Source organism: Pseudomonas viridiflava, from assembly GCF_900602065.1.
Taxonomy (GTDB): Bacteria; Pseudomonadota; Gammaproteobacteria; order Pseudomonadales; family Pseudomonadaceae; genus Aquipseudomonas.
This window is the reverse complement of sequence record NZ_UWFN01000347.1, coordinates 225,397-250,395: the sequence shown is the minus strand read 5'-3', so window position 1 is coordinate 250,395 and position 24,999 is coordinate 225,397. Positions and strand designations below refer to the sequence as shown.

27 protein-coding genes and 1 other RNA gene are annotated in these 24,999 nt (G+C 57.5%); 12 read left to right on the top strand and 16 right to left on the bottom strand.

Features of this window, described 5'->3' with window-relative positions:
• Nucleotides 1-7: 7 nt before the first annotated feature.
• The 5 genes from EE949_RS26875 to EE949_RS26855 all read right to left on the bottom strand — a co-directional run bounded on the left by EE949_RS26875 (nt 8) and on the right by EE949_RS26855 (nt 5,802).
• Nucleotides 8-1,009 carry an extracellular solute-binding protein gene (locus EE949_RS26875; RefSeq protein WP_122667060.1) on the bottom strand — a complete coding sequence of 334 codons (1,002 nt, stop codon included), beginning with the start codon at nt 1,007-1,009 and terminating at the stop codon, nt 8-10.
• Nucleotides 1,010-1,368: 359 nt separating this feature from the next.
• Nucleotides 1,369-2,583 carry a 2-octaprenyl-3-methyl-6-methoxy-1,4-benzoquinol hydroxylase gene (locus EE949_RS26870; RefSeq protein ID WP_162873905.1) on the bottom strand — a complete coding sequence of 405 codons (1,215 nt, stop codon included), beginning with the start codon at nt 2,581-2,583 and terminating at the stop codon, nt 1,369-1,371.
• Between the two features lie 58 nt (nt 2,584-2,641).
• Complete coding sequence (gene ubiH, locus EE949_RS26865; RefSeq protein ID WP_122667058.1) at nt 2,642-3,829, bottom strand: 2-octaprenyl-6-methoxyphenyl hydroxylase; 1,188 nt, start codon at nt 3,827-3,829, stop codon at nt 2,642-2,644.
• Nucleotides 3,826-5,169 carry a Xaa-Pro aminopeptidase gene (gene pepP, locus EE949_RS26860; protein ID WP_122667057.1) on the bottom strand — a complete coding sequence of 448 codons (1,344 nt, stop codon included), beginning with the start codon at nt 5,167-5,169 and terminating at the stop codon, nt 3,826-3,828. The genes ubiH and pepP overlap by 4 nt, the downstream gene beginning before the upstream one ends.
• 78 nt (nt 5,170-5,247) lie before the next feature.
• Nucleotides 5,248-5,802, bottom strand: a complete 555-nt coding sequence (locus tag EE949_RS26855; protein ID WP_122667056.1) for a YecA family protein — start codon at nt 5,800-5,802, stop codon at nt 5,248-5,250.
• A 160-nt stretch (nt 5,803-5,962) separates the two neighbouring features.
• Between EE949_RS26855 and EE949_RS26850 the strand changes: the two genes are divergently transcribed.
• The 4 genes from EE949_RS26850 to EE949_RS26835 all read left to right on the top strand — a co-directional run bounded on the left by EE949_RS26850 (nt 5,963) and on the right by EE949_RS26835 (nt 7,448).
• The gene (locus EE949_RS26850) at nt 5,963-6,172 is read left to right on the top strand and encodes a TIGR02449 family protein (RefSeq protein WP_027902404.1); all 210 of its coding nucleotides are present in this window, start codon (nt 5,963-5,965) and stop codon (nt 6,170-6,172) included.
• The gene (locus tag EE949_RS26845) at nt 6,169-6,498 is read left to right on the top strand and encodes a cell division protein ZapA (protein ID WP_027902405.1); all 330 of its coding nucleotides are present in this window, start codon (nt 6,169-6,171) and stop codon (nt 6,496-6,498) included. Before EE949_RS26850 ends, EE949_RS26845 begins: the two co-directional genes overlap by 4 nt.
• Before the next feature lie 30 nt (nt 6,499-6,528).
• A non-coding RNA gene (gene ssrS / locus EE949_RS26840) (6S RNA) lies at nt 6,529-6,707 on the top strand.
• A gap of 111 nt (nt 6,708-6,818) precedes the next feature.
• Nucleotides 6,819-7,448, top strand: coding sequence for a 5-formyltetrahydrofolate cyclo-ligase (locus tag EE949_RS26835; protein WP_122667055.1), 630 nt, complete (start codon nt 6,819-6,821; stop codon nt 7,446-7,448).
• 114 nt (nt 7,449-7,562) lie between these two features.
• Here EE949_RS26835 and EE949_RS26830 read toward each other — a convergent pair whose 3' ends face one another.
• Nucleotides 7,563-7,715 carry a hypothetical protein gene (locus tag EE949_RS26830; RefSeq protein WP_087271945.1) on the bottom strand — a complete coding sequence of 51 codons (153 nt, stop codon included), beginning with the start codon at nt 7,713-7,715 and terminating at the stop codon, nt 7,563-7,565.
• A 194-nt stretch (nt 7,716-7,909) separates the two neighbouring features.
• Here EE949_RS26830 and EE949_RS26825 point away from each other — a divergent pair, with 194 nt between their 5' ends.
• Entirely contained in the window at nt 7,910-8,359 is a 450-nt protein-coding gene (locus tag EE949_RS26825) for an EVE domain-containing protein (RefSeq protein ID WP_122667054.1), read from the top strand.
• A gap of 3 nt (nt 8,360-8,362) precedes the next feature.
• On the opposite strand, the gene EE949_RS26820 is transcribed toward EE949_RS26825, so the two are convergent.
• Nucleotides 8,363-8,773: a flagellar basal body-associated protein FliL gene (locus tag EE949_RS26820; RefSeq protein ID WP_087271939.1), complete on the bottom strand. Its 411-nt coding sequence runs from the start codon at nt 8,771-8,773 to the stop codon at nt 8,363-8,365.
• Between the two features lie 133 nt (nt 8,774-8,906).
• Here EE949_RS26820 and EE949_RS26815 point away from each other — a divergent pair, with 133 nt between their 5' ends.
• Nucleotides 8,907-9,884 carry an NADPH:quinone oxidoreductase family protein gene (locus EE949_RS26815; protein ID WP_122667053.1) on the top strand — a complete coding sequence of 326 codons (978 nt, stop codon included), beginning with the start codon at nt 8,907-8,909 and terminating at the stop codon, nt 9,882-9,884.
• Between the two features lie 223 nt (nt 9,885-10,107).
• Here the strand turns inward: EE949_RS26815 and EE949_RS26810 are convergent, their stop codons facing one another.
• Entirely contained in the window at nt 10,108-10,605 is a 498-nt protein-coding gene (locus tag EE949_RS26810) for a TonB family protein (protein ID WP_162873903.1), read from the bottom strand.
• A 23-nt stretch (nt 10,606-10,628) separates the two neighbouring features.
• Nucleotides 10,629-11,264, bottom strand: a complete 636-nt coding sequence (locus tag EE949_RS26805; protein ID WP_122667051.1) for an energy transducer TonB — start codon at nt 11,262-11,264, stop codon at nt 10,629-10,631.
• Between the two features lie 272 nt (nt 11,265-11,536).
• Here EE949_RS26805 and glpT point away from each other — a divergent pair, with 272 nt between their 5' ends.
• Nucleotides 11,537-12,874 (top strand): glycerol-3-phosphate transporter, encoded by a 1,338-nt coding sequence (gene glpT, locus EE949_RS26800; protein ID WP_122667050.1) that lies wholly within the window; start codon nt 11,537-11,539, stop codon nt 12,872-12,874.
• Between the two features lie 159 nt (nt 12,875-13,033).
• Here the strand turns inward: glpT and EE949_RS26795 are convergent, their stop codons facing one another.
• Entirely contained in the window at nt 13,034-13,708 is a 675-nt protein-coding gene (locus EE949_RS26795) for a gamma-glutamylcyclotransferase (protein WP_122667049.1), read from the bottom strand.
• 355 nt (nt 13,709-14,063) lie between these two features.
• Between EE949_RS26795 and EE949_RS26790 the strand changes: the two genes are divergently transcribed.
• Nucleotides 14,064-14,519 carry a sn-glycerol-3-phosphate transporter gene (locus EE949_RS26790; RefSeq protein WP_275898965.1) on the top strand — a complete coding sequence of 152 codons (456 nt, stop codon included), beginning with the start codon at nt 14,064-14,066 and terminating at the stop codon, nt 14,517-14,519.
• 11 nt (nt 14,520-14,530) lie between these two features.
• Here EE949_RS26790 and EE949_RS26785 read toward each other — a convergent pair whose 3' ends face one another.
• The 5 genes from EE949_RS26785 to EE949_RS26765 all read right to left on the bottom strand — a co-directional run bounded on the left by EE949_RS26785 (nt 14,531) and on the right by EE949_RS26765 (nt 20,034).
• Entirely contained in the window at nt 14,531-15,499 is a 969-nt protein-coding gene (locus EE949_RS26785) for a CDP-6-deoxy-delta-3,4-glucoseen reductase (protein ID WP_122667048.1), read from the bottom strand.
• Entirely contained in the window at nt 15,499-16,965 is a 1,467-nt protein-coding gene (gene ubiD / locus EE949_RS26780) for a 4-hydroxy-3-polyprenylbenzoate decarboxylase (protein WP_122667047.1), read from the bottom strand. Before ubiD ends, EE949_RS26785 begins: the two co-directional genes overlap by 1 nt.
• Before the next feature lie 250 nt (nt 16,966-17,215).
• Entirely contained in the window at nt 17,216-18,475 is a 1,260-nt protein-coding gene (gene rho / locus EE949_RS26775; protein WP_024689162.1) for a transcription termination factor Rho, read from the bottom strand.
• A gap of 231 nt (nt 18,476-18,706) precedes the next feature.
• Entirely contained in the window at nt 18,707-19,036 is a 330-nt protein-coding gene (gene trxA, locus EE949_RS26770) for a thioredoxin TrxA (protein ID WP_005792406.1), read from the bottom strand.
• 293 nt (nt 19,037-19,329) lie between these two features.
• Nucleotides 19,330-20,034, bottom strand: coding sequence for a FadR/GntR family transcriptional regulator (locus EE949_RS26765; protein WP_122667090.1), 705 nt, complete (start codon nt 20,032-20,034; stop codon nt 19,330-19,332).
• Nucleotides 20,035-20,286: 252 nt separating this feature from the next.
• Between EE949_RS26765 and EE949_RS26760 the strand changes: the two genes are divergently transcribed.
• From EE949_RS26760 to EE949_RS26745, 4 genes are read left to right on the top strand one after another with little or no spacing between them, the layout of a single operon-like run.
• Nucleotides 20,287-21,072: a transporter substrate-binding domain-containing protein gene (locus tag EE949_RS26760; protein WP_122667046.1), complete on the top strand. Its 786-nt coding sequence runs from the start codon at nt 20,287-20,289 to the stop codon at nt 21,070-21,072.
• A gap of 29 nt (nt 21,073-21,101) precedes the next feature.
• Nucleotides 21,102-21,767 carry an amino acid ABC transporter permease gene (locus EE949_RS26755; RefSeq protein WP_122667045.1) on the top strand — a complete coding sequence of 222 codons (666 nt, stop codon included), beginning with the start codon at nt 21,102-21,104 and terminating at the stop codon, nt 21,765-21,767.
• Nucleotides 21,764-22,414, top strand: coding sequence for an amino acid ABC transporter permease (locus EE949_RS26750; RefSeq protein WP_205504751.1), 651 nt, complete (start codon nt 21,764-21,766; stop codon nt 22,412-22,414). The genes EE949_RS26755 and EE949_RS26750 overlap by 4 nt, the downstream gene beginning before the upstream one ends.
• Nucleotides 22,401-23,138 (top strand): amino acid ABC transporter ATP-binding protein, encoded by a 738-nt coding sequence (locus EE949_RS26745; protein ID WP_122667043.1) that lies wholly within the window; start codon nt 22,401-22,403, stop codon nt 23,136-23,138. The genes EE949_RS26750 and EE949_RS26745 overlap by 14 nt, the downstream gene beginning before the upstream one ends.
• A gap of 165 nt (nt 23,139-23,303) precedes the next feature.
• Here the strand turns inward: EE949_RS26745 and EE949_RS26740 are convergent, their stop codons facing one another.
• Complete coding sequence (locus EE949_RS26740) at nt 23,304-24,671, bottom strand: inorganic triphosphatase (RefSeq protein WP_122667042.1); 1,368 nt, start codon at nt 24,669-24,671, stop codon at nt 23,304-23,306.
• Nucleotides 24,672-24,999: the final 328 nt, after the last annotated feature.

The window sequence follows — 24,999 nt, the reverse complement described above, 5'->3', positions numbered from 1 at the left end:
GCTGAAATCAATTCCAGCCGACCCGATCCATCATGCGGATCGCTTCGGCCTGGCGCTTGCCTGCAACTTCGACCGGGATGGTATCAGCCTTGAACTGACCCCAGCTCGCGACTTCCTCTGACGGGGCGACTTTCGGGTTGGCCGGGAACTCTTGATTAGTACCCGCGAAGATCGCTTGCGCCTCAGGGCCAGTCATCCACTCGACCATCGCCTTGGCGGCTTCTGGATGAGGGGCATATTTGGTCAGGCCGATACCGGACAAGTTGACATGCACACCACGGTCCGACTGATTCGGCCAGAACAGCTTCACTGCCAGATCAGGATTTTCCTTGTGCAGGCGGCCATAGTAGTAGGTGTTGACGATGCCGACATCGCACTGACCGGCGTTAATCGCTTCCAGCACCGCGATGTCGTCGGAGAACACGTCGGTGGACAGGTTGTTAACCCAGCCTTTGAGGATTTTCTCGGAGGCTTCGGCGCCATGGGTTTCGATCAGGGTTGCGGTCAGCGACTGGTTGTAAACCTTTTTCGCGGTACGCAGGCACAGGCGACCTTCCCAGTCTTTACCTGCCAGAGCTTCGTAGGTGGTCAACTCTTGGGGTTTAACACGATCAGTCGAATAGGCGATGGTCCGGGCGCGCAGGCTCAGGCCGGTCCAGCTATGAGTCGAGGAGCGATATTGTGCAGGAATATTGGCGTCGATCACCGGTGAGGTGAACGGCTGCAGAATGCCCATCTGCTCGGCTTGCCAGAGGTTGCCCGCGTCGACGGTGAGCAGCAGGTCGGCTGTGGCGTTCTCGCCCTCGGCCTTGATGCGCTGCATCAGTGGCGCTTCCTTGTCGGTGATGAACTTGACCTTTACGCCGGTCTTGGCGGTGTACGCATCAAACACCGGTTTGATCAGTTCATCGATTCGTGAGGAGTAAACCACTACCTCGTCGGCAGCCTGGGCTGTGCTGCCAAGCACTGTCAGTGTCAAAGCCGCCAGAAGACGCTTGCTCGCCTGCATGGAAGTGTCTCGCGATCGCAAAAATGAGGCGAAATGGTAGTGAATCCCATTTGTTACGTCTGGCTAGACGCGTAACAGAATGTTGCAGCTGGCGAGCAATGGGCATTAATTGTGGGAGATATGTCGACCTGCAGACCCAATCCCCGTGGGAGCGAATTTATTCGCGAAGGGGCCAGTACAGCCACAGTCCATGCGTCGTCTGAAATACCGCCTTCCCGAATGAATTCGGTCCCACAGGTGAAACGCGTTTCCTGTGGGAGCCGGGCTTGCCCGCGATGAACGATGACGCGATATGTCTGTTGCACCGAGGTGTTTGTATCGCGGGCAAGCCCGGCTCCCACATTACCAAGACATGGGGCTTACAACCGCGCCAGCTCCGGCAAGTCCCCACTCAACCCCAGAGCCTGTCGCACGAATGTCGCTTTGGCTTCCGGCACCTGATTAACCATTTTCAGACCTGTGTTGCGCAGCCAGCGCAATGGCAGCTGATCTGCCTGGAACAAGCGCTCAAAGCCTTCCATGGCGGCCATCAGCGCCAGGTTGTGGGGCATGCGCCGCCGTTCGAAGCGGCTCAGCACGCGCTCATCGGCCAGACGTTCGCCGCGCTCGCTGGCGTGCAACAACACTTCGGCCAGCACTGCCGCATCGAGGAAACCCAGGTTTACGCCTTGGCCTGCCAGAGGGTGGATGGTGTGGGCGGCGTCACCGATCAAGGCCAGGCCTTCAGCGACATAACGCTTGGCGTGGCGCTGGCGCAATGGCACGCAGAGTCGTGGGTCTGTGGCCACAACAGAGCCAAGACGCCCCTCGAAAGCCTGTTCAAGCTCACGGCAGAAGGTTTCATCGTCGAGGGCGGTCAGTCGCTCGGCTTCTTTTGGGGTGACCGACCAGACAATGGAGCACCAATGCTCGCCTTCACGCTGCAGCGGTAGAAATGCCAGCGGACCATTATCGGTAAAACGTTGCCATGCCGTTTTGCGGTGCGAATTGCTGGTCCGTACGCTCGTCACGATAGCGTGATGCTGGTAGTCCCATTCGCGGGTTTGAGTCCCGGTCAGGCGTCGGACAGCCGAGTTTGCGCCGTCAGCGGCAATCACCAGCGGCGCACGCAATAGGCGACCGTCAGCCAGGGTCAGCAACCAATCGTCGCCAGAACGTCTCATTTGTTCCAGTCGCGCATTCGCCAGCAGACCAATGTCACAGTCATGCAGACGCTCAAGCAAGGCGTCTTGAACGACACGGTTTTCTACGATGTGGCCGAGTACTTCGGCGTGCACGCTGGCTGCCGAGAAGTGAATGTGCCCCGTGCCGCTGCCATCCCAGACCTGCATTTCGCCGTAAGGACTGGTGCGCCGACTGGCGATGCCTTCCCACGCGCCGAGGCGCTGCAGGATCCGCTGGCTGGCGGAAGACAATGCGCTGACCCGTGGTTCGAACATGGCCTGGGTATCGAACGGCTTGACGCTCAGCGGGCCGCCATCGACCACGACAATGTTCAAGCCGCTGCCCTGGAGTGCGAGCGCCAGAGCGCTGCCAACCATTCCGGCTCCGACAATCAGCAGATCTGCGCGGATTTCCATGCTTTAAATCGTTCCCGCTGTAGGCGTGAGCCGGTGGTTAAGAAACTGTAGATCAAACATTAGGGCGTGTTCCCAGCCCCATTGCCTGCCGCGCAAACCAGCGCTTGGCCGGGGGTAACAAATCAAGCCCGAGTAAGCCGAGGTTACGCCCGGCCGCGATCAACGGCTGATTGCTGCCGAACAAGCGCGTGACCTGATCTGAAAAACCGACCGTGAGTTGCTGGTCCACGCGTTGTTGTTCGCGATAGAGCTGCAGCGTCGACAGGTCGCCGGGCAGCGTGTCGCTGCTCAGTAACGTCTGCGCCAACGCATGGGCATCCCGTAGTGACAGGTTGAAACCCTGCCCGGCAATCGGGTGCAGGCTGTGCGCTGCGTTACCCAGTACGACAAGGTGCGAGCGTACTTGTTCTTCGGCTTCAATGAGGTTCAGCGGATACACATGCCGCGCCCCGACTTGCTGCAACGTACCGAGGCGATAGCCGAATACACTCTGCAGTTCGTTGAGGAAGCTGCGGTCGTCCAGTTCGAGCAAGCGCTGAGTATCCGCCCCCGTGCGGGTCCAGACCAGCGCACAGCGATTTTCCGGCAGCGGCAACAGGGCCATTGGGCCTTCATCGGTAAAGCGCTCGAAGGCCTGACCGCAGTGAGCTTCGCTCGGCGTGATATTGGCGATCAGCGCGCTCTGATTGTAAGGACGCTGGCGAACACCAATGCCCAACTGCTCACGCAGGCTTGAGCGGCCGCCGTCAGCCAGTACCGCCAGATCACACTCCAGTTCGGTCTCGTCATCCAGCAACAGACGATAACCATCAGGCAACGCCTGCATGTGTTTGACTTCGGCGGGGACGCGCCAACTGACCACATCGTTGTCCAGACCCTGCCAAAGGCATTGGCCCAGCCAGGCGTTTTCCACCACATAGCCCAAGGCGGGCACACCTTCTTCCATTGCCGATAAGCGCGCAGAGCCGAACCTACCGCGATCTGACACTTGAATTTGCAGGATCGGTTCGGCGCGGCGGGCGATGGCTTGCCACAGCCCGAGGCGCTCATAAATTTGTCGAGCGCCGAATGAAAGCGCCGAAGACCGAGCGTCATAGCTAGGCTGATAGGTATCACCTGGAGCGAACTGCTCGATCAGGACGATCTTCCAGCCGCGCTCCTTAGCGCCGGCCTGCAAAGCCATGGCGAGGCTGGCGCCGACCAGGCCACCGCCGACGATTGCCAGATTGAAACGGCTCATGCTGCGAATTCCGGTTGGTTACGGGCGGCTGCCATCAACGCCTCGATTTCCGCGACAGACTTGGGCACACCACCGGTAAGAATTTCACAGCCTTTTTTGGTCACCACGACGTCATCCTCGATTCGCACACCGATACCTCGCCATTTTTTCGCGACCTGTTGGTTGTCCGGCGCAATATAAATACCCGGTTCGACCGTCAGGGTCATGCCGACTTCCAGTACCCGCCATTCGCCGCCGACCTTGTAGTCACCCACGTCATGCACGTCCATCCCCAGCCAGTGTCCGGCCCGATGCATGTAGAAAGCTTTGTACGCCTCGCCGGCGATCAGTTCGTTCACATCGCCTTGCAGCAGGCCTAGTTCCACCAAGCCTTCGGTAATCACCTGAACCGTTGCCTCGTGCGCCTGGTTCCAGTGCTTATCCGGGCCAATGGCCGCAAAGGCTGCTTCCTGAGCCTTGAGCACCAGCTCGTAGATAGCTTTCTGCTCAGGGGAGAATTTGCCGCTGACCGGGAAGGTTCGTGAGATGTCACTGGCGTAGCAATCAATTTCACAGCCTGCGTCGATCATCACCAGGTCGCCATCTCTGAGCAGCGCATCGTTTTCCTGATAGTGCAGGATGCAGGCGTTGCGGCCCGAGGCAACGATGGAGCCATAAGCAGGCATCTTAGCGCCGCCTTTGCGGAACTCGTAATCCAGCTCGGCTTCCAGGCTGAACTCATGCAGCCCTGGGCGACAGGCTTGCATCGCCCGAACGTGAGCGCGGGCGGAAATCCTTGCCGCTTCGCGCATCACTTTGATTTCTGCCGCCGATTTATACAGACGCATGTCGTGCAGCAGGTGATCCAGGGCAACGAATTCGTTCGGTGGTTGCGCGCCCAGATGAGCTTTGGAGCGGATGACATTGATCCATTCCATCAGGTGCCGATCAAACTCGGCATTACTGCCCATTGCCGAGTAAACCCGGTCACGGCCTTCAATCAGGCCAGGCAGGATTTCGTCGATATCGTTGATCGGGAAGGCGTCGTCGGCACCGAAGTCACGGATAGCGCCTTCCTGGCCAGCGCGCAGCCCATCCCAGAGTTCACGCTGAGGGTTACGCTCACGACAGAACAGCACGTATTCGCCATATTCGCGGCCGGGGATCAACACCACTACCGCTTCGGGCTCAGGGAAGCCGCTCAGGTATTGAAAGTCGCTGTCCTGACGATACACATGCTCCACATCGCGATTGCGGATCACCACGGCAGCAGCGGGCAGGATGGCGATGCTGTTGGGTTCCATCTGCGCCATCAAGGCCTTGCGTCGACGAGCGTATTCCGACTTCGGGATATGGATCATAGGCAGGCGGGTTCCCTTTGAGCGCTGCGGTCATCGTCGAAAATCATGGACGATAACCGCAAAAGCGGCGATGAAGGATCAATGCAAGGAAGGTTTCGGCTCGGCAGCAACGGCTTTGTTGAACTCGGTGAACAGCAGCAACGGCGCGACGCGCAGGTATTCCATGACTTCCATGTAGTCGCTCTCGCCGTCGTCGGATTCTTCCAGCGCATCCTGTACCTGAGCGATGGCAGCGAGATCCTGCAACACTTCCATGGCCTCAGCGCTCAACGCAGTGTCTCCGGCCGTCAGACCGAAGCCGGTCAGGAAGCCCTGGCACCATTGACCGAGCGCGATGGCGCGTTCGCCCAGCGGTTCGTCGTCACTCGGGAGCAGCAACACGACGGTCATGTCGTCGCTGGTCAGCTCGCCTTTGACCATCTCTTGCAAACCGATCAACGCCTGACGGACATTGTCTTCGGGCGCGGATTCAAGCAGTTCGGCCGCATCGCTCAACCAGTCGCCGGCGTCGAAGCCGGAACCGGCGCAACTGCGACCTAGCAACAGGCCATGCAGCTCGGCGGGAGACACAGGGTGACCGCTGCTGCTGAGCAGGGTGGCGAATGCTTTGTACGGGGAATTCTGAATGGGCATGGGTAGCTAGTCGCCAATCGGCTCAGTGTCTAGAATGAAGGTCTGTATCCTAGACTATCCGGGCCACAAGATCATCTACGCGGCCTTAGGCGGCGCTTCAGAGGCCGTGGCGTAAAGCCAGCTCCTGTGCCACTCATCAGAAAGTATTCAGTGGGAAACAATGGAAGACACCGACCTGCAAGCGCTGATGGCCCGACTGGAATTACTGATCACTCGTGTCGAGCAACTAAAACGCCAAAACGGACTCCTATTAGCTCAGGAAAAGTCGTGGCGCGAAGAACGCGCTCATTTGATTGAAAAGAACGAAATCGCCCGGCAAAAGGTCGAGACAATGATTTCGCGCCTCAAGGCCCTGGAGCAAGACTCATGAGCAATGGCAACAGCGTCACCGTACAGATCCTCGACAAAGAATATTCGATCATCTGCCCTCAGGAAGAGCGCACCAATCTGGTTAGCGCCGCGCGTTATCTGGATGGCAAGATGCGTGAAATCCGTAGCAGCGGCAAAGTAATCGGTGCCGACCGGATCGCTGTGATGGCCGCGTTGAACATTACTCACGATTTGCTGCATAAGCAGGATTTGCCCGACCTGCAGGCCAGTGGCTCAACTCGCGAACAGGTCCGCGACCTGCTTGATCGCGTTGATCTGGTGCTTGCCACAGACTCCGATTTGCCTCCGGATGCGCCTCGGGGCTGAATTTTCCGACAAGTTTCGGTATACTTGCGCCGCTCCCTGGAGTGCTTGCCAGTCGGTCATGTCCCTGAGCCGATACGCACAACCACGGGGGTTGCACGTTGGGGTTGGTGTGCATGTCCGCTCGACGGAAAGCCTTAAAACCTCCTGCAATCTCCACCTTGAACTTTCGGGTTCAAGGGCTACACCGACAGCGGTTCGTCGGGGAGTCTCAATTCTGATCGTTGCCGGTTTTGCCCGACAACGATATCCGCGGGGTCGTCGCTCTGGCGTCCTCGGTTCTGGTTCAACCGTGATGGATCAGTCTGCATGTCCCGCCGCTCATGACCAGTGACGCTCCGCTCACACGCCAGCAATTGCGCCGTAAGTTGCGCATGGCGCGTCGCGCGCTCAGCGCCAGCCAGCAGCGTGAAGCGGCACGCGGCATCTATCGTCAGTTAGTTCAGCACCCTCTGTTTCGTCGCGCGCGGCATATCTCGCTTTACCTCCCTATGGACGGTGAGATTGATCCGCGTCTATTACTGCGCGCCGCTCAAAAGCGCGGTAAAGCAACCTATCTTCCAGTACTCAGTGCCTGGCCCCGGACCAAAATGGTGTTTCAGCGGGTCAAGCCTGGAGAGAAATTCATACCCAACCGTTTCCGCATTCCCGAGCCGCGTATCAATCTGGCCCGGCAGCGTAAAATCTGGGCGCTGGATCTGATCCTGATGCCACTGGTAGGTTTTGACGACGAGGGTGGACGACTGGGGATGGGCGGAGGTTTCTATGACCGTAGCCTGGCCTATCGCTCTCGCAGAAAAGCATGGCTTAAACCAGCGCTGCTCGGGCTTGCTCATGAGAGTCAGAAGGTCGAGCGTCTGGCGCAGGCCAGTTGGGATGTGCCGCTGGATGGCACGGTGTCGGATAAGCGTTGGTATCTGGCCCCATGTGGGAGCGGTGCTTGCCCGCGATAAGGCCGAACGTGATAGACCTGCAATCTGCGGTGCCTATATCGCGGGCAAGCACCGCTCCCACAGAGATAGCATTTCAATTCAAGTTGCGTATTGATAAGAGGACTGGCCCGAGAATCAATGCCGCGAAGGATACTTCTGCTGTTGTTGGGTGATTTCAACAGGGGCATCAGTTTTGCTGGACCACAAGCTTTGCGCGTAACCCGTCGTGACGACACCCAAGCCGAACAAAATAACCAAAATCCAAAGTAAATCCGGCTTGCGTTTCATTGACTGCCCTCCTTAGGCAAATCAATACGATGTCAGCATCGGTTTTTGTATAGGCCGTGCAGCAGCGTGGAGCTTAAAATCCCGGCATTCTGCGACAACACGTGCGCACACGCAAACGTTGACGTCAGCCGACTGTCGGTTTGTCATGAAACTGTCTGACAACTTGTCCGCGACACATTTCAGGAGCAACAAAAATGGCCTACTGGCTGATGAAATCAGAGCCCGATGAGCTTTCCATCGCCGACCTGCAACGCTTGGAGAAAGCCCGCTGGGATGGAGTTCGCAACTATCAGGCGCGTAATTTCATGCGCGCCATGGCGGTTGGCGATGAGTTTTTCTTTTATCACTCCAGCTGTCCGGAGCCAGGCATCGCCGGCATCGCGCGCATCACTCAAGCGGCATATCCCGACCCGACGGCACTGGATCCGCAAAGTCACTACTTCGATGCCAAAGCCAATGCGGACAAAAATCAATGGAGTGCCGTCGACGTGGCTTTTATCGAAGCCTTCCCGAAAGTACTCAGCCTGGGTTATTTGAAGCAGCAAAGCGCGCTGGAGCAATTACCACTGGTACAGAAGGGCACTCGTCTGTCCGTAATGCCAGTGACCGCCGAACAATGGGCGGCGATCCTGGCACTGCGTTAACCGTTACTGAACGATGAAGTTGTTGAACAGCAGGTCTTCCACAATCGGCTTGCCTTCTTCGTCATTCATCACTTGCTGAACCTGCTTGAGTGCTTCCTGGCGCAACTTTTCTTTGGCCTCGGCGCTGCTCATGGTGTCGACGGTTTGCTGTGTGAACAGCGCAACTAACTGGTTACGAATCAGCGGATCGTTACGTTTTACTGCGGCCTGTGCTTCTGGGCCGGTCACGCGCAAGGCGACATCGGCCTTGAAGACTCGCAGTTTCGGGCCGCCGTCCAGTGCGTAATTGCCCACGAACGGTGGCGTCAGGGAAACATAGGCAACCTTGGGTGCCTCGCCTTCTTTGGCCGCTTCTTCAGCCAGCGCCATGGTCGGCAACGACAAGGCCAACAACATCAAGATCCACGCTTTCACAGTCCACTCCTTTATCCGGTTTGCCGCCTAGCTTACTTGAGCTTATGCATGAGTATCAGGGCGGATCATGCTCATTGACCCGAAAATCTACATACCTGAACGTATCGGCCACAAATCCAAAAGGAATAGTCCGATGAAAGCCCTGCTGTGCAAAGCGTTCGGCCCTGCCGAAACCCTGGTCCTCGAAGACATCGCCAGCCCGCAAATCAAGAAGAACGAAATCCTGCTGGATGTGCACGCTGCCGGGGTCAACTTTCCCGATACATTGATCATCGAAGGCAAATACCAATTCAAGCCGCCATTTCCCTTCTCGCCGGGGGGAGAAGCCGCGGGCGTCGTTGCGGTGGTTGGTGAAAAAGTTACCCATTTGAAAGTCGGCGACCGAGTGATGGCCCTCACCGGCTGGGGCAGTTTCGCCGAGCAAGTCGCTGTGCCTGCTTACAACGTATTGCCCATGCCGCCCGCGATGGACTTCAACACTGCCGCTGCTTTCAGCATGACCTACGGCACCTCCATGCACGCGCTTAAACAGCGCGCGAACCTGCAACCCGGCGAAACCCTGCTGGTGCTCGGTGCGTCGGGTGGCGTTGGCCTTGCCGCTGTCGAAATCGGCAAAGCCATGGGTGCCCGGGTTATTGCTGCCGCCAGCTCCGCTGAAAAACTCGACATCGCCAAAACCGCTGGCGCTGACGAGTTGATCAACTACAGCGAAGCCAATCTGAAAGAAGAAATCAAACGCCTCACCAATGGCAATGGTGTCGACGTCATCTACGACCCCGTCGGCGGTGACCTCTTCGATCAGGCCATCCGCTCCATCGCCTGGAACGGCCGCCTGCTGGTCGTCGGCTTCGCCAGCGGCCGCATTCCCGAATTGCCGGTCAACCTCGCACTGTTGAAAGGCGCCTCAGTCATCGGCGTGTTTTGGGGCTCGTTTGCACAACGTCAGCCGGAAGATAACGTGGCGAACTTTCAGCAATTGTTCGGCTGGTATGCGCAGGGCAAGTTGAAGCCGCTGGTGTCGAAGGTTTATCCGTTGGAAGAGGCGGGAAAGGCGATTGATTCGTTGGGGGAGAGGCGGGCGGTTGGGAAGGTGGTTGTTGGGGTTAGGTGAGTATCCGGTTTCGGGAGTTTCATGCGCTGAACTGCCTAAAAGCATCCGCCACCCTCATCGCTTGGCGGATGTCAGATGCCAGGGGCATCCTTGACGATTTACAACATTTCCCTCAGCTGTGCCGGCAAGAAGTCAGCATAAAAAGCCGGGGACGTTTCCTGCACCCTTCAATAATCGCGGGTATCGCCAAGTCGAAGTCGTCGATTAGTGCCTGCCTTTCCTCTTAAGTTACGAACTCCGTGATAACGGCTCCGTTAAACAGGTAATTTCGGGTGTCGCGAAACGTTTTTGCTTCATCGACGGAGTGGCTGTGTCGAGTCCAGATCAACTCGTTATTTAGCTGGCTGCAACGCAGTTTCTTAAGGTCGACATTCGCGACGAGGTTGGAGCTATAGGTCTGAGCATTGAAGTTGTAACTCACAAGTGAGCTCTCCCCGTCAGGTTTGTCAGCAGGCGGTGTCCAGGCAGTGAAGCGCCACTCTGGAATTACCTTCTTTACCGCGTCGGCGAGCCGTGAGTCGGGAGTCTTGACGATTTCCTTGAATGTCACGCTGCCATTGGCATGGATGAATATCCGAACCGTGACCGAACCTCCCTCTTTGTCCTGGAACATCGTTGCGGGATATTTCGGCTCGGGCAGGTATATGGGTTTTGGGTAGGACGTAGCTGCTTGTGTTGTGAGCGACAACAAGAGGCTCATGAGAATCAGGAGAATGCGCATGTGGAAATCCTTTGGCCCGGCGATCACAGCAGCGCCCGAATCTGCTGAGGTAAGTAATCCGCATAGCGAGTATCCGGATTTCGCCTGCATTCCTTGATGATGCGTGGAATGGAGCTCTCAAGCTCTGCAAACAAAGCTGCGCGCTTCTTCGGCTCTGGTACGTGATAAGCCGTATAACTTCCAGCAAGGTGCTGGCGGGTGTGCCAGAAAACGTCAATCTTGTTCAAAGGATCCTTCGGGTAATCGAGCTTGCTGATCTTGACCTCGTGGTTGAGGTAGGCGCAGAGCGTATTTTCCAGGCCAACGGTTATCTCTTTCGAAAACGGCTCAATGCCGCGAGCACCGAAGAGAATCGGGACGATGATGCTGAGGTTGCCCGGTTTGCCTTCAGCAACCTCCCATGGCTGATAGCGCCACTTCACGATGGCGTGCAGGGCTGCCTCGGACAGCTTGGGATGACTGCTCTCGATGATTCGTGTGCCTTGAACTGTGCCGAGAGCGCTGATGGTCAGGTTTATCAGAACTTTGCCCGTGTAACGTGATTTCACCAGCTCCTGAGGATATTCAGGGTTGGGCCTGGAGACAGGAATGAGCAGGGTGTCGCCTGCCGAGGCTGCAGTGGAAAACCAGCCAATCAAAATGAATAAAAATAACCTCACGACTTACCTCTAGCGGTGATGGACCCGGGTTGGCCCAGCAGGCTGCGATGGTAGGCGGCCGCCGTGGGGGAACAGAACCCGGTGACTTCCGATACGGCTGTAGGAGTGATCCTAAATAAGGTGCATCCGGTCATACCTTCGCGACATGTTCATAAAACAACACGCACCACTCCACATTTCCTGCAAATTCTCAGACGAGAAACAGTGCTTTTTTCTGTAATGAAAATGTAATATTCGCTTTCGCGCAGAAAAACAAAAAATGGAGTGTCTCGATGTTTGCTTTCTTCCGTCCCGCCGCACATCAGGCACCCCTGCCTGAAGAAAAGGTCGACAGTACCTACCGACGTCTGCGCTGGCAGATTTTCGCAGGTATCTTTATCGGCTACGCCGGTTACTACCTGCTTCGTAAAAACTTCTCGCTGGCAATGCCTTACCTGATCGACGAGGGTTACACCCGTGGACAGCTGGGTGTGGCGATGTCTGCGATTGCTATTGCGTACGGTTTGTCCAAGTTCCTGATGGGCATCATTTCCGACCGCTCCAATCCACGGTACTTCCTGCCCTTTGGTCTGCTGGTTTCAGCGGGCGTCATGTTCGTGTTCGGTTTCGCGCCCTGGGCTACGTCCAGTGTGACGATCATGTTCATCCTGTTGTTCATCAACGGTTGGGCGCAGGGCATGGGCTGGCCGCCTAGCGGGCGGACCATGGTGCACTGGTGGTCGCAGAAAGAGCGCGGCGGCGTGGTTTCCGTGTGGAACGTTGCGCACAACGTGGGTGGTGGTCTGATTGGCCCGCTGTTCCTGTTGGGTATGGGCTGGACCAACGACTGGCATGCGGCGTTTTACGTGCCGGCAGCAGTTGCTTTGCTGGTGGCGGTGTTTGCGTTTGCAACCATGCGTGACACTCCGCAATCGGTGGGTTTGCCGCCAATCGAGGTCTACAAGAACGATTATCCTGAAGGCTACGATTCCAGCCACGAAGAAGAGTTTTCCGCCAAGGAAATCTTCGTCAAGTACGTGCTGCGCAACAAGATGCTCTGGTACATCGCTCTGGCGAACGTGTTCGTTTATCTGCTGCGTTACGGTGTGCTGGACTGGGCACCCACTTACCTGAAAGAAGCCAAGCACTTCACCGTCGACAAGACTTCGTGGGCTTACTTCCTTTACGAGTGGGCGGGTATTCCAGGCACGCTGCTGTGCGGCTGGATGTCGGACAAGATCTTCAAAGGTAACCGTGGCCTGACAGGCGTAGTGTTCATGGTCCTGGTGACCGTCGCGACGCTGGTTTACTGGCTGAACCCGCCGGGCAACCCGACCGTTGACATGATCGCGCTGGTTTCCATCGGCTTCCTGATCTACGGCCCGGTCATGCTGATCGGCCTGCAGGCGCTGGAACTGGTACCGAAAAAGGCTGCGGGTACGGCGGCGGGCTTCACTGGCCTGTTCGGCTATCTGGGTGGCTCGGTTGCGGCCAGCGCCGCCATGGGCTACACCGTTGACCACTTCGGCTGGGATGGTGGTTTTGTCCTGCTGATCGGTGCCTGCGTGCTGTCTATCGTCTTCTTGCTGCCGACGTTGTGGCACAAGCAGGTTGAGAGCACGAGTCGCTAAGAGTACGGCTCGATATTGTCGTCAGGGCCGGTCGGCCCCACAGAGTGTTGTAGTTCCTGTGGGAGCAGGGCTTGCCCGCGATAAGGCTGGACGCGATTCAAAGTGAACTGCGTCCAGCCTTATCGCGGGCAAGCCCTGCTCCCACAAGTTCAATGCTTGTCACACCCCCTGCTCCTCAACCCAACACCGCTTCAACCGCGCTTCCAGATTCAAATCCGGCATGGCGTGGCTGCGCAGTGCGTTGGCGGTTTGTTCGACGTAGTCGCGTGTGGTGCCGTAGCGGCCGCTGGCGCTGGCCAGCACCTGACTGAGTACGCTGTCCGGCAGGTTGCCTGCGTAACTTGGCAAGTGCCGCTCCAGCACGAATCCGAGCGCTTGAACCCGGCGTCCATCTGCAAGGCGGCAGCTCAGCCAATGTGGGCGGTAGGAAGGGAAGGGCATTTCGCGCTGCCACAGGGCCAGCAGCGATTCTTCAAGATTGTCTTCCGGCAAGCGGTAAGCAAAGCCGCTGCATGAGCCGCCGCGATCAAGGCCAAACACCAGTCCGGGCATTTCCGGGGTACCACGATGTTCGTGAGACCACAGGTACAAACCGCGATGGTAGCCATGAATACGGCCGCGCTGGCGCTCGACGGCGGTGCATTCGGGCCGCCAGATTAATGACCCGTAAGCAAACAGCCAGACGGGCCCTCCTTCGTGACGTTGCATGGTTTGTTTCATCGAGAGCATCAGTTGCTCGCGGGTCAGTTGTGGACCCAGATCGATGACGGGCGGATACGTCAGCCCGAGACCGTCGTGTACGGCCGCTGACAAGCTATTGATTTGATTCTCCATTCGGGCTCCCCTGGCCGTTACGCTGCCAGTTGTAGCGGATCTTGTGTGGTGAACGCAGTGACGGGGCGGACGACGTGACTTGGCCAGTGTCTGCCAGGTTTCGTTTTCAGGCGCTGGCAAGCCGTTTCACTGCTGAAACGATTCGATATCTTTAATGCAATTAGCAATCCATGCAAGTTACCTGTTGGCGGATCGCTCGGACTTCCCGATAAGCGTCCATGTTTAATTCAAGGACCATTCCTACATAACGGCAGGACTTTTCAACTATTGAGCCCTTGATGTGCGCTGTATAACGCCGAGCCTTGGAATGTATTAAGCGAAAGCTCGGAGTCTGAAAGTGGGATCAATCATCAAGCTGGCGCTTTGTCTGGCGCTGTGGGCCTTCGCCGCTCAGGTTAGGGCCGACAAGCCGCAGCAGGGCTTTTGGGTCATCCAGACCAGTGTTTACACCCGGCATTTCTCTCCCGCGCCGGAGCACAATAATCGTCAAAGTCTGATTGGTCTGGAACGCAACGAGGCTTCAGGGCTGGTTTATGGCGGGGCAACCTTCCGTAATTCGTTTGCCCAACGCTCTGTTTATGGCTATGTGGGGAAACGCTTCGACAGCAGCCGCTATCCGGTCTATGTGAAGGTGACGGGCGGGTTGCTGCACGGCTATCGGGGTGAGTACCGCGACAAGATTCCGTTGAATCGCTACGGTATAGCCCCGGTGGTTATCCCTGGGATAGGGGTTCATCTAGGGCCGGTCAACGCGGAGGTCATCCTGTTGGGAGCCTCCGCTGCGATGCTCAACGTGGGTTTTCGCTTTTGACAGCGTCTTGATCAGGGTCGTGGAGCGTAGGCGAATACGTCCGCACGCATTTGATGGGCATCCATCCCGGCGCTGACCAGCGCGTCGAGGGTGCCATAAATCATGGCGGGGGAGCCGCTGGCATAGACATGCACTGCCGACAGGTCGTGAATGTCTTCGCAAACGGCTTCATGCAGCAGGCCGCAACGTCCTTCCCAGCCACACAGGTCGCTGACTACCTTGTGAAGGAACAGGTTGGGCAGCTTTTTCCACTCTTCCCAATGTTTGATTTCGTAGAAATCGTCCGGGCGGCGCGCCCCCCAGTACAAGTGCACCGGGTGGCTAAAGCCTTTGGCACGGCAGTGTTCGATCAGGCTGTGCATCTGCGCCATACCGGTACCGGCTGCGATCAGCACCAGCGGGCCGTCGGGCAGGTCGGCCAGATGAGTGTCGCCGAATGGCAGCTCAATCCTGGCCATCTGATTGCGTTGCAGTTGCTCGATCAGGCTTTGTGCGCTGGCTTCGCGGACCAGTACGTGCATTTCCAGGTCGCGACCGCTGTGGGGTGCCGAAGCCAGCGAGAACGCCGACTTCTCGCCGCTGTCCTTGTGGATCATCAAGTACTGACCTGCGTGATAACGCGGTGGCTTGCCAGCAGGAGCACGCAAGCCGACCCGCCATACATCGCCGCCCACTTCCACGCATTCGCTCAACTGGCAGGCAAGCGTGCGCACGGGTAGTTCACCCAAGGCGAGCACACCGTCCCACAGCACTTCGCAGTCTTCCAGCGGTTCTGCGAGACAGGTATAGATCTCGCCGTGGGTCAGCTCTTCGTCGGCCTGCTTCACGCGCCCTTGCACCAACAGGGCAGAGCACACGTGGCAATTGCCATTACGACAGCTTTGCGGGCACTCATAACCCAGCCGTTGAGCCGCATCGAGGATCCGCTCGCCGGGTAAGGTTTCCAGCACCGCACCCGAAGGCTGCAAAGTTACGCGCATCAATCTATTCCCAACTGATTCCAGATTTCGTCGACCCGACGTGTAACAGCTTCGTCCTTGACGATAACCCGACCCCACTCACGCGTGGTCTCGCCCGGCCATTTGTGCGTTGCATCCAGTCCCATTTTCGAACCCAGCCCGGAGACCGGTGAGGCGAAATCGAGATAATCGATCGGCGTATTTTCGATCATTACCGTGTCGCGCTTGGGGTCCATTCGCGTGGTAATGGCCCAGATCACGTCGTTCCAGTCCCTGGCATTGATGTCGTCGTCAGTGACGATAACGAACTTGGTGTACATGAACTGTCGCAAAAACGACCATACACCGAGCATCACGCGCTTGGCGTGGCCGGGGTACTGCTTCTTCATGGTCACCACCGCCATCCGGTACGAGCAGCCTTCAGGCGGCAGGTAGAAGTCGGTGATTTCCGGGAACTGCTTTTGGAGGATCGGTACGAACACTTCGTTCAACGCGACGCCGAGAATCGCAGGCTCATCAGGTGGGCGGCCTGTGTAGGTGCTGTGATAAATCGGCTTGATGCGGTGGGTGATGCGCTCTACGGTGAACACCGGGAAGCTGTCGACTTCGTTGTAATAGCCGGTGTGATCGCCATACGGGCCTTCATCGGCCATTTCGCCAGGGTGGATCACGCCTTCCAGAACGATTTCTGCGCTGGCGGGCACTTGCAGGTTGTTGCCACGGCACTTGATCAGCTCGGTGCGGTTGCCGCGCAGCAAGCCTGCGAACGCGTACTCGGAGAGGCTGTCAGGCACCGGCGTCACTGCGCCGAGAATGGTTGCCGGGTCCGCGCCCAAGGCAACGGATACCGGGAATGGCTCACCTGGGTGCTTGATGCACCATTCCTTAAAGTCCAGCGCGCCGCCACGATGGCTCAACCAGCGCATGATGACTTTGTTGCGGCCGATGACTTGCTGGCGATAGATGCCCAGGTTCTGCCGTTCTTTATTCGGACCGCGGGTGACGGTCAGGCCCCAGGTGATCAGCGGGCCAACGTCGCCAGGCCAGCACGTCTGCACCGGCAGCATGCCCAGATCTACGTCATCACCTTCGATGACGATCTCCTGGCAAGGTGCGTCTTTGACGACCTTGGGTGCCATGGAGATGACTTTCTTGAAAATCGGCAGCTTGGACCAGGCGTCTTTCAAGCCTTTTGGTGGCTCGGGCTCTTTGAGGAAGGCCAGCAGCTTGCCGATTTCCCGCAGTTCGCTGACTTCTTCGGCGCCCATGCCCATGGCCACTCGTTCCGGCGTACCGAACAGGTTGCCTAGCACCGGAATATCAAAGCCCACCGGCTTTTCGAACAGCAGGGCCGGGCCCTTGGCGCGCAAGGTCCGATCACAGATTTCGGTCATTTCCAGTACTGGGGAAATGGGCATCTGAATGCGTTTCAACTCTCCGCGCTGCTCAAGCTGCTGCACGAAATCCCGTAGATCCTTGAATTTCATTAACCCGGCCACCGATAAAATAGGTTCGTATCGTACCTGCTCTTAGAGTTCGTGGCAGCTTTGAAGTGCTGAGGTGGGTATGTCTCCTGTGGGAGCGGTGCTTGCCCGCGATAAGGCTGGACTCGATTCCAATTAAAAACCGCGGTGTTCTTGTCGCGGGCAAGCACCGCTCCCACAGGGATTTAGCGCTGTTTCAGAATAAAAAATGGCGCCGGTGAGGGCGCCATTTTTTGTGCTGCGGTTCTGCCTGTTACTTGCGTTTCATCGACAGGAAGAACTCGTCGTTGGTCTTGGTCTGCTTCAGCTTGTCGATCAGGAACTCGATAGCAGCGACTTCGTCCATCGGGTGCAGCAGTTTGCGCAGGATCCACATGCGTTGCAGCTCGTCATCAGCGGTCAGCAACTCTTCACGGCGGGTGCCGGAACGGTTGATGTTGATCGCCGGGAACACACGCTTCTCAGCGATCTTGCGATCCAGAGGCAGCTCCATGTTGCCGGTGCCTTTGAATTCCTCGTAGATCACTTCGTCCATCTTCGAGCCGGTTTCAACCAGCGCGGTGGCGATAATGGTCAGCGAGCCGCCTTCTTCGATGTTCCGCGCTGCGCCGAAGAAACGTTTCGGTTTCTCCAGGGCGTGGGCATCGACACCACCAGTCAGTACCTTGCCGGAGCTTGGGATCACGGTGTTGTAGGCGCGAGCCAGACGGGTGATGGAGTCGAGCAGGATCACCACGTCTTTTTTGTGTTCGACCAGGCGCTTGGCCTTCTCGATCACCATTTCAGCAACCTGTACGTGACGGGTTGGCGGCTCATCGAACGTCGAGGCAACCACTTCGCCGCGCACGGTGCGTTGCATTTCGGTTACTTCTTCCGGGCGCTCGTCGATCAGCAGAACGATCAGATGCACTTCCGGGTTGTTACGCGTGATGTTCGACGCGATGTTTTGCAGCATGATGGTTTTGCCCGCTTTTGGCGGAGCAACGATCAGACCGCGCTGACCTTTACCGATTGGCGCGCAAAGATCGATCACGCGGCCGGTCAGGTCTTCGGTGGAGCCGTTACCGGCTTCCATTTTCATGCGCACGTTCGGGAACAACGGCGTCAGGTTTTCGAAGAGGATCTTGTTCTTCGCGTTTTCCGGGCGGTCGTAGTTGATCGTGTCGACCTTGAGCAGTGCGAAATAACGTTCGCCTTCTTTCGGTGGACGGATCTTGCCGACAATAGTGTCGCCGGTGCGCAGGTTGAAGCGGCGGATCTGGCTCGGCGAGACATAGATATCGTCTGGGCCGGCGAGATAGGAAGCGTCTGCGGAGCGCAGGAAACCGAAGCCGTCCTGGAGGATCTCCAGCACGCCATCACCGGAAATTTCCTCGCCGCTTTTGGCGTGCTTTTTCAGCAGGGAGAAAATCACATCCTGCTTGCGCGAACGGGCCATATTTTCTATGCCCATCTGTTCGGCCATTTCGAGCAGATCGGTAATCGGCTTTTGCTTGAGTTCAGTCAGATTCATAGGGGAATGACGTAATCATGTAGGGAGGGGAAAAATTAAGCTGTTGGGCTTAATGAGGCCGCGCCGCAGAGAAGGCGACAGGATCGCGTACTAAATCGAAAGGAGAGCGTCGGCGACGGCTAGCAGGGGGCAACGGAGAAGCCGTTGCGGGGCCGAATGTACCACTTGATTTTCAGGCCGTCTAGTACGACGGCCGAAAAAAAGCCCCGCAATTTGCAGGGCTTTGGCGCATCAGATGTTGGCGTCCAGGAACGCTGCCAACTGAGACTTCGACAGCGCACCAACCTTGGTGGCCTCGACGTTGCCATTTTTGAACAGCATCAGAGTCGGGATACCACGCACGCCATGCTTGGCTGGAGTTTCCTGATTCTCGTCGATGTTCAGTTTGGCGATGGTCAGTTTGCCTTTGTAGGTTTCGGCAATTTCGTCCAGAACCGGGGCAATCATTTTGCACGGGCCACACCACTCAGCCCAGTAATCAACTAGTACAGCACCGTCAGCCTTGAGGACGTCGGCTTCAAAGCTGGCGTCGCTGACATGCTTGATAAGGTCGCTACTCATGGAGTTCTCCGAGTTAGTAGGCTAAAAAACGTGGCCCATCATAGCGGGCCTTGCCCCGTTCAGGAAGTCGGCTTTGATTGAGTCTGGCTATAGAGGTCCATGAATCTGGTTATAGGGGGAGGGTTTCTGGTCCGCCGCCATGGCGCCGCGCTGTCTCGCGGCGAACACGGACCTGTAGGAGCGAGCTTGCTGGCGATAGCGTCAGGTCAGGCGATAAATTAGTCGACTGGTAGACCGAATCGCGAGCAAGCTCGCTCCTACAGTCAAATGTTCGCTTCATGCTGATTAACGGGCTAGCTCGCTGGCGAAACAAACACAATCCCGGTCCGTAGTGCCGCGTTGCGAATGTGCTCGTGCATGGCCTTTTGCGCAGGGCCCGAGGCATGGCGGGCGAGGGCGCGGAGGATCTTGCGGTGCTCCTGCCAGGTTTCCATGGCCCTTGAGGGGCGGATGAAGGGCATTTTCTGGCTCTCCAGAAAAATATCGGCCCCTGCTGTGATGATGCCGAGCATCGCCTGATTACCGCTGGCGATCAGGATGTGCCGATGGAATTCGAAATCCAGTCGTGACGCTGATTCGAAATCCCCGGCGCGCAGTTCAAGGCGCATGGCTTCGACGTTGTCCTCCAGCACATCACGTTCGTCGGCGGTCAAGGTCACGGCAGCCAGCCCTGAAGCAAAGCCTTCCAGCGCATAACGCAGTTGAAAGGTGTCAGCCGGTGAAACCTGTGCGTCGAAAGGCCAGGAAAAACCGCTTGTGCGCTTTTCTGGTTCAGAAATCGCTTGAACGAACACGCCTTTGCCTGGCTGCACGCTGACCACGCCAAGCGCGCTCAGCGACGACAACGCCTCACGCAAGGATGCACGACTGACCCCAAGCAATACCGCGAGATCACGCTGTGACGGCAGGCTGTCACCCGGCATATAGCCTTGCTCGGCAATCAGTTTACGGATCGCCCTCAGGGCAGATTCGGGTACGGCTAGTGGGCTATGGGATATCACTGTTCAGGCCAGTCAGTCCGCTAAAAGTCCCTTTTATAACCATCTGTGCAATCCGGCAAGCGACGCCCAAGCCTAGGGCGGCCGGGCCTCAGGGCGCGCCAAAGCAGGGCGTCGAATGATATGACTGGTCAGACCAGTAAGACCGAAATACTGCGCAAAGCCTTGGTTTATGGCTGTGCATGATGGGATGGCATGGGCTGTGCACTGAGGTTGCGTACAAACACCTGTCGTCCACCACGGAGTCTTCCTATGACCAAGCGTTACAGCGCTCTGCTTACTGCCCTGTTTGCCAGCCTCATGCTCAGCCAGGCACCTGCCCACGCCGATGGTCTGGACGACGTCGTGAAACGCGGTACGTTGAAAGTTGCGGTTCCGCAGGACTTCCCGCCGTTCGGCTCGGTGGGCCCGGACATGAAGCCTCGTGGCCTCGACATCGACACCGCGAAGCTGATCGCTGACCAGCTCAAGGTCAAACTGGAACTGACTCCGGTCAACAGCACCAACCGTATTCCGTACCTGACCACTGGCAAGGTGGATCTGGTGATCTCCAGCCTCGGCAAGAACCCTGACCGCGAAAAAGTCATCGACTTCTCGAAGGCCTACGCGCCTTTCTACCTGGCCGTATTCGGTCCACCTGATGCGTCGATCAAAGGTCTGGACGATCTGAAAGGCAAAACCATCAGCGTGACCCGCGGTGCCATCGAAGACATCGAGCTGACTGCTGTTGCGCCGAAAGAGGCGACCATCAAACGCTTTGAAGACAACAACTCCACCATCGCTGCGTACCTGGCTGGCCAGACCGACCTGATCGCCAGCGGGAACGTGGTGATGGTTGCGATTAGCGAGAAGAACCCGAAGCGCATCCCTGAGCTGAAAGTGAAACTCAAGGATTCCCCGGTTTATGTGGGTGTTAACAAGGACCAGGGCGCGCTGCTGGCCAAGGTCAACGAAATCATTGATGCCGCCAAGAAAGACGGCGCCCTGGAGAAGAACTCTCAGACCTGGCTCAAGCAGCCTCTGCCCGCTGACCTCTGATAACTGTTTACTGATTTCGGAGGCTGCCAATGGCTTACAACTTTGACTTCGTACCGGTCATGCAGAATGCCGATCTGCTATTGCGCGGGGCGTTGTTCACCCTGGAGTTGACCGCCATTGGCACTGTGCTCGGGGTCGGGCTGGGTATCATCGGCGCCATCGTGCGGGCCTGGAAAATTCAGCCGTTCTCGGCGATTTTCGGGGTTTATGTCGAGCTGATACGCAACACCCCGTTCCTGGTGCAGTTGTTCTTTATCTTCTTCGGGCTGCCGTCTCTGGGCGTGCAGATCTCCGAGTGGCAGGCCGCGATTCTGGCCATGGTGATCAATCTGGGTGCTTACTCGACGGAGATTATCCGCGCAGGCATCCAGGCTATTCCCAAAGGCCAGCTTGAGGCGGCTGCCGCACTGGCGATGACGCGAATGGAGGCTTTTCGATACGTGGTTCTGATTCCGGCGCTGGGTAAGGTCTGGCCCGCGCTGAGCAGCCAGATCATCATCGTGATGCTCGGTTCGGCGGTCTGTTCGCAGATTGCCACCGAGGAGCTGAGCTTCTTCGCCAACTTTATTCAGTCGCGTAATTTCCGCGCCTTCGAGACGTACATCGTCACGACACTGATTTACCTCTTTATGGCGCTGATGGTTCGCCAGCTTCTGGCCTGGATCGGCCGTCGCTACATTTCGAGGAAAAGCTGATGGATTTCACCCTCTGGGATGTTGTGCGCAACTTGCTCACCGGCCTGCAATGGACGCTGGCGCTATCGTTGGTAGCGTTCGTGGGTGGTGGCGTGATCGGCTTGCTGGTCATGTGCATGCGCATCGCCAAGCTTAATGCGCCACGCGTGATCGCCAAGATTTACATCGAATTGTTCCAGGGCACTCCGCTGTTGATGCAGCTGTTTCTGGTGTTCTTCGGTGTGGCGTTGCTGGGCTTTGATATTTCCCCGTGGGCCGCGGCAGCCTTGGCCCTTACGCTGTTTACCAGCGCGTATCTGGCTGAAATCTGGCGCGGTTGCGTCGAATCGATCGCCAATGGTCAGTGGGAAGCCTCTGCCAGCCTGGCGATGACGCCGCTAGAGCAACTGCGTTACGTGATTCTGCCTCAGGCGCTGCGCATTGCCGTCGCGCCTACAGTCGGGTTCTCGGTGCAAGTCGTCAAAGGCACCGCAGTGACCTCGATCATTGGTTTTACCGAATTGACCAAAACCGGCGGCATGCTCGCCAACGCTACGTTCCAGCCCTTCATGGTGTATGGCTTCGTTGCTCTGGGCTACTTCATGCTCTGCTATCCCCTGTCGCTCAGTGCCCGTTACCTGGAAAGGAGACTGCATGCCTCTGCTTAGAATTTCCGCGCTGCATAAATATTACGGCGACCATCACGTCCTCAAAGGCATCGACCTCTCGGTTGAAGAAGGTCAGGTGGTGGCGATTATCGGCCGTAGCGGCTCGGGTAAAAGTACGCTGCTGCGTACGTTGAACGGGCTTGAGTCGATCAACGACGGCGTTATCGAAGTTGATGGCGAATACCTGGATGCAGCCCGCGCAGACCTGCGCTCGTTGCGGCAGAAAGTCGGCATGGTCTTCCAGCAGTTCAACCTGTTTCCGCATTTGAGTGTTGGCGAGAACGTGATGTTGGCCCCGCAGGTGGTGAAGAAGGTTTCGAAAGCTGAAGCCCGGAAGATTGCCAAAGAGATGCTTGAGCGTGTCGGGTTGGGTGAGAAGTTTGATGCCTTCCCTGATCGCCTGTCAGGTGGTCAGCAGCAGCGCGTGGCGATTGCTCGTGCGCTGGCGATGTCGCCCAAGGTGTTGCTCTGCGATGAAATCACCTCGGCGCTGGACCCGGAACTGGTCAACGAAGTGTTGAGCGTAGTGCGCCAGTTGGCGAAAGACGGCATGACGCTGATCATGGTGACCCATGAAATGCGTTTTGCTCGGGAAGTGGGAGATAAATTGGTGTTCATGCACCAGGGCAAGGTGCACGAAGTGGGCGATCCTAAGTTTCTGTTCGCTAACCCGAGAACGCCAGAACTGGCGAACTTTATCGGGTCGGTGGAGCAGGGGGCTTAAGACGACTGCACCACATTCCCTGTGGGAGCGAATTTATTCGCGAAGACGGTTGGTCAGGCGATAGATATGTATGGGATGTATGGGCCTCTTCGCGAATGAATTCGCTCCCACAGAGACCGCGCTTCCCCGTAGGACCGGCTCAAGCCGGTCCTACGGGACGCTTGCTTAAAGGCGCAGCAGCGTCTTCCACGCACGGCTCTGGAACACGACGATGGTCTGTTGTACGCGAGCATCCAGCACTTCATCACTGATCGGCTGTTCAGCCAGGTGCACCAGCTTGTTCAGCTCGCCGTACAGACGATCCAGCTCCGGTAGATCCAGCGCGCCACGGGCGTGGTGCAGCCAGGCCTGAATGCGCTCGATACGCGGCAGTTGTTCAGCGAGATCTTCCGGCTGCTGCTGATAACGACCCAGCTGCAATGCCGTGGCTTCATCGGCCAGAAAACGCGGCAACCAGCTATCCAGTTGCGCTGCGCCTTGGCGATTGCCACGGTTATTGCGTTCAACCGTCCAGCTACGTGCCAGCAACCAACGCGATGTGGTCAGCGAGAACAGGCCCCAGCGCGGGTCCTGCAGCTCTTCAAGGAACTGCTCGTGAGCTGCGCCACGCACATCCTCATCTTCCTGGCCAGCTTGAACCAGCGGGCGCCAGTCTTCCAGCAAGGCATCCAGTGAGGAACGCAGTTCGCTGCTGGTGCTGCGTGGTGCTGCCTGACCGAGGCTGCCCGTGAGTGCGCGCAACTCCGCGAGCAACGCAACCCAGTCCTGAAGCAAGCGCCAGTGGCCGTTGAAGCGATATTGCTCGGCCAGACGCTGGCTGCTGCCCAACAAATGCAAGGCCAGTGCGGCGTAAGCGTCATCCAGCGGCATTTCGGCGTGGAACTGCGGAGCAGGCAGCGTCAGCGAATAGCTGTTGGCGTCCAGCAGACGATAGCCACGCTCGGCTTTGCTGATGTCGCACGGCATGAGTGGCAAGGTCACGGCCAGTTCAGCGGCCAGCTCCAGCAATGCGGATGGGTCGCCTTCACGCAATTCCAGTTCCAGCTCGCAGATTTCTTCTTTCTGCTTGCCTGCCACTACGTGGCCGAGATCCAGTGCTGCTTCGATCACAACCTTGGTCTTGCCGCGGCCCCAGGCGATTTCTGCGCGCTCGCGGACGAAGTCGGTGGTGAACAGTGGCTTGATGGTTTTCTTGTCCAGATCAGCCAACTGTTCAGGCCAGCATTCGCCGTCGAGTTTCTTCAGATCCAGCTTTGCCTTGGGCAGGTCCCAGTTGAACTCGTTACGCTCGGAGAACCCGGCAACGCTTTGGCCGCGAGTCTTCATGGTCTGGATGATCTGATCGCCATCACGACGCACGCGCAGGGCTACCTTGGCGTTGGCCAGGTCGCGTTCTGGCGTGTCGAAATACTGATTGGAGAGCTCCACGCTCTCCCAGCCGCTCTTGTTGCGCTTCTTCAGCAGCGGGTGATCGCGCAGTGCAGCGAGGGTTTCGCGGCTGACGCGGAGTTTGATTTCTGTTTCTTTCTGCATGGCCGGGAATCCAGACGCTTTTACTGATAAACGGGGTGCAGCCGGTTATTGCGTGGCTACTTAGGGTGGGCAGTGTACAGGACATGTGTCGTAAACAGGCTGGATCAAATCCCGTTGGCTGGAATGCCATCCCTGTGGGAGCGGTGCTTGCCCGCGATCATAGCGGCGCGGTATGTCAGATAATCCGCGTCGTCCTTATCGCGGGCAAGCACCGCTCCCACAGGTTCTGCGTTTCTCCGCCGCTGTGAGATGTCTGGCAAACCGCCCTTAACGGTTTATTCCCACCGCCCGATAGCCCTATGATGGTCGGCACGCTCTCCCGTTAAAG

Excerpts from the sequence above, each read along its gene's own strand:
- EE949_RS26875 (WP_122667060.1), bottom strand. The coding sequence starts at position 1,009 with ATGCAGGCGAGCAAGCGTCTTCTGGCGGCTTTGACACTGACAGTGCTT.
- ubiH (WP_122667058.1), bottom strand. The coding sequence starts at position 3,829 with ATGAGCCGTTTCAATCTGGCAATCGTCGGCGGTGGCCTGGTCGGCGCC.
- pepP (WP_122667057.1), bottom strand. The coding sequence starts at position 5,169 with ATGATCCATATCCCGAAGTCGGAATACGCTCGTCGACGCAAGGCCTTG.
- EE949_RS26855 (WP_122667056.1), bottom strand. The coding sequence starts at position 5,802 with ATGCCCATTCAGAATTCCCCGTACAAAGCATTCGCCACCCTGCTCAGC.
- EE949_RS26850 (WP_027902404.1), top strand. The coding sequence starts at position 5,963 with ATGGAAGACACCGACCTGCAAGCGCTGATGGCCCGACTGGAATTACTG.
- EE949_RS26845 (WP_027902405.1), top strand. The coding sequence starts at position 6,169 with ATGAGCAATGGCAACAGCGTCACCGTACAGATCCTCGACAAAGAATAT.
- EE949_RS26835 (WP_122667055.1), top strand. The coding sequence starts at position 6,819 with ATGACCAGTGACGCTCCGCTCACACGCCAGCAATTGCGCCGTAAGTTG.
- EE949_RS26830 (WP_087271945.1), bottom strand. The coding sequence starts at position 7,715 with ATGAAACGCAAGCCGGATTTACTTTGGATTTTGGTTATTTTGTTCGGC.
- EE949_RS26825 (WP_122667054.1), top strand. The coding sequence starts at position 7,910 with ATGGCCTACTGGCTGATGAAATCAGAGCCCGATGAGCTTTCCATCGCC.
- EE949_RS26815 (WP_122667053.1), top strand. The coding sequence starts at position 8,907 with ATGAAAGCCCTGCTGTGCAAAGCGTTCGGCCCTGCCGAAACCCTGGTC.
- EE949_RS26810 (WP_162873903.1), bottom strand. The coding sequence starts at position 10,605 with ATGCGCATTCTCCTGATTCTCATGAGCCTCTTGTTGTCGCTCACAACA.
- glpT (WP_122667050.1), top strand. The coding sequence starts at position 11,537 with ATGTTTGCTTTCTTCCGTCCCGCCGCACATCAGGCACCCCTGCCTGAA.
- EE949_RS26795 (WP_122667049.1), bottom strand. The coding sequence starts at position 13,708 with ATGGAGAATCAAATCAATAGCTTGTCAGCGGCCGTACACGACGGTCTC.
- EE949_RS26785 (WP_122667048.1), bottom strand. The coding sequence starts at position 15,499 with ATGCGCGTAACTTTGCAGCCTTCGGGTGCGGTGCTGGAAACCTTACCC.
- ubiD (WP_122667047.1), bottom strand. The coding sequence starts at position 16,965 with ATGAAATTCAAGGATCTACGGGATTTCGTGCAGCAGCTTGAGCAGCGC.
- rho (WP_024689162.1), bottom strand. The coding sequence starts at position 18,475 with ATGAATCTGACTGAACTCAAGCAAAAGCCGATTACCGATCTGCTCGAA.
- trxA (WP_005792406.1), bottom strand. The coding sequence starts at position 19,036 with ATGAGTAGCGACCTTATCAAGCATGTCAGCGACGCCAGCTTTGAAGCC.
- EE949_RS26760 (WP_122667046.1), top strand. The coding sequence starts at position 20,287 with ATGACCAAGCGTTACAGCGCTCTGCTTACTGCCCTGTTTGCCAGCCTC.
- EE949_RS26755 (WP_122667045.1), top strand. The coding sequence starts at position 21,102 with ATGGCTTACAACTTTGACTTCGTACCGGTCATGCAGAATGCCGATCTG.
- EE949_RS26745 (WP_122667043.1), top strand. The coding sequence starts at position 22,401 with ATGCCTCTGCTTAGAATTTCCGCGCTGCATAAATATTACGGCGACCAT.
- EE949_RS26740 (WP_122667042.1), bottom strand. The coding sequence starts at position 24,671 with ATGCAGAAAGAAACAGAAATCAAACTCCGCGTCAGCCGCGAAACCCTC.